Raw genomic sequence first — 5,216 nt, 5'->3', positions numbered from 1 at the left:
AAGAGTATTAAACCTATCCAAAATTAAAATAATATTTTTACATAGGATTTTAAAACAATGATGAAAACTAGTTGTATTTTTTTGTTAGCGCTATTTTCTTGTGTAATATCTGCACAAAAAAACTTTATTGATTCTCTAAAGAACTATTCATATTCTGATTTAGAAACAAAATATTATGGATATAATAGTACAAACGAAATAAAAAAAGCAAATTTTATTAGTCACTATTATCTTCAAAAAGCTAAAAGAGAAAACAACAATGAAAAGATTGTAGAAGGATATGTTCTTATGCATTTTAATGAGTCATTTATTAAAGCATTAAAATATCTTGACAGCGTACAAGTTTTAACAAAGAATACCAAAAAAGAAGGTTACCCAGCTCGCATTTATTTATTAAAAGGAAACTTATTCTTTCGTTATGATCACCAAAAAGAAGCATTAAATAATTATGTAATCGGACTTAAATATGCTAAGGAAAAAGGTAACAAACGACAAGTTGCTTTTGCTGAAACGAGTATTGCATATTTAAACAACTATATTGGCAAACATTATGATGCTGCGAAAAAATTAAGATATTATCTGTATAATGCTCCTTATCTTAGCGAAAATGAGCTTGCTAATATTCATTTGAATTTAGCAAGTACTTATTTAGATATCGAAAAGATTGATTCTGCAAAAATTCTTATCATAGAAGGTTTGGAATTAAATAAAAGAAATAATATTTATCGGTATCACGAATATTTATCTTTATTGGGTTTATATGATTTAAAACAAAAAAATTATGATAAAGCTATTGCCAATCTAAATAAAACAAAAAAATATTTCATTGATTCTCAATCAGATGAATTAAGTATAAATTATGCTATATTATATCTTGGGCAGGCTTATATAGGTGCTGGACAAAAAGAAAAAGCCGTAAAAAGTTTTATTTCAATAGATTCTATTGTCAAAAAAAATAACAATACATTCCCTGAACTTCGGGAAGTATATTCTTATCTCATAGAGTATTATAAGGAAAAAAACGAAAAGGAACAGCAGCTATATTATATTGATAGGTTTTTAAAAATAGATAAACAGCTTGATTCTCAGTTCAGATATATATCGAGAGAGCTTCCTAGAAGATATGATGCACCCAATCTTATAAGTGAGAAAGCAAAAATTATATCTGAACTTGAAGATAGAAAAATTGTTTTATATTTCTCAATATGTTGTTTAGTTCTGATTCTATTTATAGTTCTTTTTTTATATTATAAATCTGAGAAGAAATATAAAAAAATTGCTCAAAAATTGCTTCAATCAGTATATAACAAAGTCAATGTTCATACTATTATAGATGAAAAAAATAGTGATATTTCATCTGAGACTGCAAGCCTTGAAAATAAAGAATCTAAGACAATTAGAGTTACTTCTGAAGATGTTGCACAAAATATACTAAAAGAGCTACATTCTTTTGAAGCAAAAGAACTCTTTCTTCAAAATGGAGTTACATTAAATAGTGTAGCAAAAAAGGCAAAAACAAATACTCGATATTTGTCAGAAATCATTAATATTTATAAGAAAAAAAACTTTGCAACGTATTTAAATGATCTTCGCATAGATTATGCAATAAATAGATTAGCGATTGATAGAAAATTTAGGTCTTATAAAATACCCTTCATTGCAGAAGAATTAGGATATAATAATGAGCAAGCTTTCACTTTAGCGTTCAAAAAAAGAACAGGAACTACTCTTTCTATCTATTTAAAAGAAATTGAAACACAAGAAGTGAAAAGTATATAATTGATTAATTTTCAATTATTTAATTTTAATATATTCTTGAATTTATGGGTCTAAATTCAAGAATGTATAAAGAGATTACTTGCATAATTATTTCTTTTTGACCCATCTTTGTCTCGACAAAAAACACAAACTTTTATTTTTGTATGTGCGCAGTACAATGTAAATATGAAATGTTGATTGACAGACCCATGTCAGGGATGGTATGACAAAAAGTAAATATTAAATTTAAAAAATTAAACAAAATGAAAAATCTTAAAAAACTTTCAAGAGAGGAGTTAAAAATTGTAGATGGTGGAAAACTACCTGGGAAATATGCTTGTTGTATACCTGGAGTTGGATGTAGCACGGTTGTTTATGGAGACTCTAATGACTTATACTGTGAAAAAGGATTTTTAACTCCAATGCCATAAGTTAATATCGTCTAATTAAAAAGGTTACTATTTTAGTAGCCTTTTTAAATTCAAACATTAAAAAATATGATTTTATCAGTTACAAAATTGAAATTTTATAAATTCATTGCTTTTAATTAATCGATTGTATTATATTACAAGTTAAAATAGGCCAATCTAAAAATGATTAAATAAATCCTAACCTATATAAACTATACTATCTGAAAATATGAAAATTTTTACTTTTTTTTTGTTTTGTTTGCCTTTGTCGTTTTTTTCTCAAAATATGAGGTTTACCTATAATTATAAAGTTGTTTCAGACACTTTGAAAAAGAATGTTGTTTCGAATGAAATTGTGGTATTAGATTTCTATAATAAAGATCAACGGTCGGTTTTCACAGGGCTAAAACATATCATATCTGATTCTACGATGACCGAAGACTCAAAAAAAGGGATTATGTCATTTCCAGATGCTTCAGCAAAAGTAAGATATGTAGTAGAAAAAATAAGTAATAGAAATTTAATATATTTCTACACACCTAATCATATGCAAGATGCAGTTCTAAAAGTGAACGATGAAAGAAAAATGAAATGGGAAATCACAAATGAACATGAAAATATATTAGGGTATCAAACTCAGAAAGCAACAACTTTTTTTGCTGGAAGGCAATGGACAGCTTGGTTTACCAATGAAATTTCTATTCCCGACGGACCCTACAAATTTCATGGATTACCGGGCCTCATATTAAAGATTTCGGATAGAACAAATACTCATTCATTTGAAATTATATCTGTTCAAAAACAGAAATCCAATTATTTTATTTTGAATGATGAGACTTATAAAGATGCAAAAAAGATAACCTTGAAAGAGTACGAAAAAATACCGAAGAATCCTTTTGAACAATTTAAAATAAAACTGTTAAGGGATGGTGTTTTTCATAGTAATGAGGAGAGACAAAAGTTTCTCAAAGACATAGATGCTCAAATAGAAGAAAGTAAAATCCATGATAATAATCCTATTGAATTTTATATAAAAAATGATGAAATTTGAACAGATTATTTCAAAGTTGGGCGTTAATTTTAAGAATTTAATTTTCAGTAAGCATACATCTAAATTATCCTTCAGCATTAGCATTAAGCGATGCTATCAATTTTATGGACGTAAGAGATGATTCATATGATTTAGATAAAGAATACTGGGTGAAGAATTTATTATAATTGTTGACAATATTTTTTTTAAAATCCTGCCCTCATTATTTAATACATTCTGATAAAACAAAAATTTTAGATAAGAAAGAACTTTTCAAAAAGTCAACACATTTTGTCCTTCTTTTTAAAAAGAGCAGATATAACAAAAAACAGCAATAAGCTGCAAACCTTTCATCTATTTAGTTTTTGTGATCATTTTATTATATTCTCTTTTGAATAAGGGTTGTTGTGCAGCTATTTATCGGAATAGTATTTTTTAAACACATTATTTTTAACCGCAAAACTTCATTATTGATTCTTATTTTATGGAATACTTCTTTTAATTAGTTTATATTTAGATAATATACTCAATGAAAGGGAAAGTTTACAGAATTTGAATATTAAGAACTCAAGCATTAAATCAACTATGATTTTAGATTACTGGTTTGAAGCGAAAAATGAATCTAAAATAAGTACTCAGACATAAATAGATTACATTATTTCTTACCTTTATAAAATGGGTAGGGGAAACACACCGGAATTAAGTAATGAGTCGATAGAAGAGCTGGAATTATTGCAGGTTACTTCAACTAATGCGAGTTTACGCAAACGCTGTCAACTTATTCTTTTAAAATCGGATGGACGCAGTTCAAAAGATGTGGGAAGTATTTTGCGAATAAGCCATGTCAGTGTAAACAGCTGGGTGAAGCGATATAAGGAAGAAGGGATACTTGGTTTGTCTATCAAGCCGGGCAGGGGCAAAAAATCCTCATTTAATTTTGAGCAGGATAAGGAGTTGGTTTTGGAATCTATAAAAAAGCATCGTCAAAAGGTATGTTCTGCCCAGGCAGAATGGGAGTTGGCAAGTGGAAAAAAAGTGAGCGAAAAAACGTTCAAGCGATTTTTAAAAAGCTTGGTGGAAGATATAAACGGATAAGAAAACGTCCGAAAGGCAAGTGTAGTGCAGAGCTATATATCTGCAAAAAAGCAGATTTACAGGAATTGGAAAACCTTGAAAATCATGGAATGATTGATTTGTTTTATGCAGGTGAAAGTCATGTAAGCAGCCAGGGCTATGTTCCTTACGGATGGCAGTTCCCCGGTGAAGAAATGGCTGTTTATGTAAAAAAGGCTATAAAACAAACATTTTCGGAATGATCAACCGCTCCAATGTATGCCATTGGAAGATGAGCGAGCAAAATATTAACAGTGAATTTGTGCCCAATTTTCTGGAAGATTTATCTTTTAAAATACAGAAAAAAACGGTGGTGGCTTTGGATAATGCTTCTGTTCACCGGTCAAGACTAGTAAAGCAGAATAGAGCCCATTGGGAACAAAGAGGACTATTTATCTTCTTTCTGCCACCTTATTCCCCGCATCTGAACATGGCAGAAGCCCTCTGGCGAAAGCTGAAAACAGAATGACTATATCCTGAAAATTATCTTGAAAAGGATACTTTATTCTATTCTGTAAACAGATGCATGGCAAATATAGGAAAACATTTAAATATTCGTTTCTCGAAATTTAATGCAAACTAATTGTGACCTAGTATTTAAGATAAAAAAACAGGAACTACAATCAGTAATGAAGACTTAATACTTTTTGTTGAAATGTCGATGAGAAATAAAAATGCCGGTCTTAATTTTACGCCAATTATTTTAATCAACGGATATCAGTTTCCTAATAAATATGATCGTTATAATATTTATTATTTTATTTATGAACTGATTGAGGATGAAGAAATACAAAAGTTATGCAACAAATGCGATCGTTAAGAAATTATTATTTTAAAAAATAAAAAGTTGCCATCCTTTTTTCATAATAACTTATTTATAAATAAAAAAATAATCATTGAAATCC

6 protein-coding genes are annotated in these 5,216 nt (G+C 28.6%); all 6 read left to right on the top strand.

Features of this window, described 5'->3' with window-relative positions; all coding sequences use genetic code 11:
* Nucleotides 1–57: 57 nt before the first annotated feature.
* The 6 genes from CHA01nite_RS20120 (at nucleotide 58) to CHA01nite_RS20100 (ending at nucleotide 4,780) form a co-directional block, all read left to right on the top strand.
* Nucleotides 58–1,779 (top strand): helix-turn-helix domain-containing protein, encoded by a 1,722-nt coding sequence (locus tag CHA01nite_RS20120; RefSeq protein WP_146944753.1) that lies wholly within the window; start codon nucleotides 58–60, stop codon nucleotides 1,777–1,779.
* Nucleotides 1,780–2,021: 242 nt separating this feature from the next.
* Nucleotides 2,022–2,189 carry a bacteriocin-like protein gene (locus tag CHA01nite_RS20640; protein ID WP_170234788.1) on the top strand — a complete coding sequence of 56 codons (168 nt, stop codon included), beginning with the start codon at nucleotides 2,022–2,024 and terminating at the stop codon, nucleotides 2,187–2,189.
* 208 nt (nucleotides 2,190–2,397) lie between these two features.
* The gene (locus CHA01nite_RS20115; RefSeq protein WP_146944751.1) at nucleotides 2,398–3,219 is read left to right on the top strand and encodes a GLPGLI family protein; all 822 of its coding nucleotides are present in this window, start codon (nucleotides 2,398–2,400) and stop codon (nucleotides 3,217–3,219) included.
* 654 nt (nucleotides 3,220–3,873) lie between these two features.
* Nucleotides 3,874–4,293 carry a helix-turn-helix domain-containing protein gene (locus CHA01nite_RS20110; RefSeq protein ID WP_146944749.1) on the top strand — a complete coding sequence of 140 codons (420 nt, stop codon included), beginning with the start codon at nucleotides 3,874–3,876 and terminating at the stop codon, nucleotides 4,291–4,293.
* Between the two features lie 65 nt (nucleotides 4,294–4,358).
* Complete coding sequence (locus tag CHA01nite_RS20635) at nucleotides 4,359–4,514, top strand: hypothetical protein (RefSeq protein ID WP_170234787.1); 156 nt, start codon at nucleotides 4,359–4,361, stop codon at nucleotides 4,512–4,514.
* A complete protein-coding gene (locus tag CHA01nite_RS20100; protein ID WP_262712160.1) occupies nucleotides 4,511–4,780 on the top strand; it encodes a transposase in 270 nt (89 codons plus the stop codon). Before CHA01nite_RS20635 ends, CHA01nite_RS20100 begins: the two co-directional genes overlap by 4 nt.
* Nucleotides 4,781–5,216 lie beyond the last annotated feature (436 nt).

The organism is Chryseobacterium hagamense, assembly GCF_007991455.1.
In the GTDB taxonomy this organism is placed as follows: domain Bacteria; phylum Bacteroidota; class Bacteroidia; order Flavobacteriales; family Weeksellaceae; genus Chryseobacterium; species Chryseobacterium hagamense.
The sequence above is the reverse complement of the archived record's forward strand: the minus strand, read 5'-3'. Positions and strand labels throughout refer to the sequence as shown.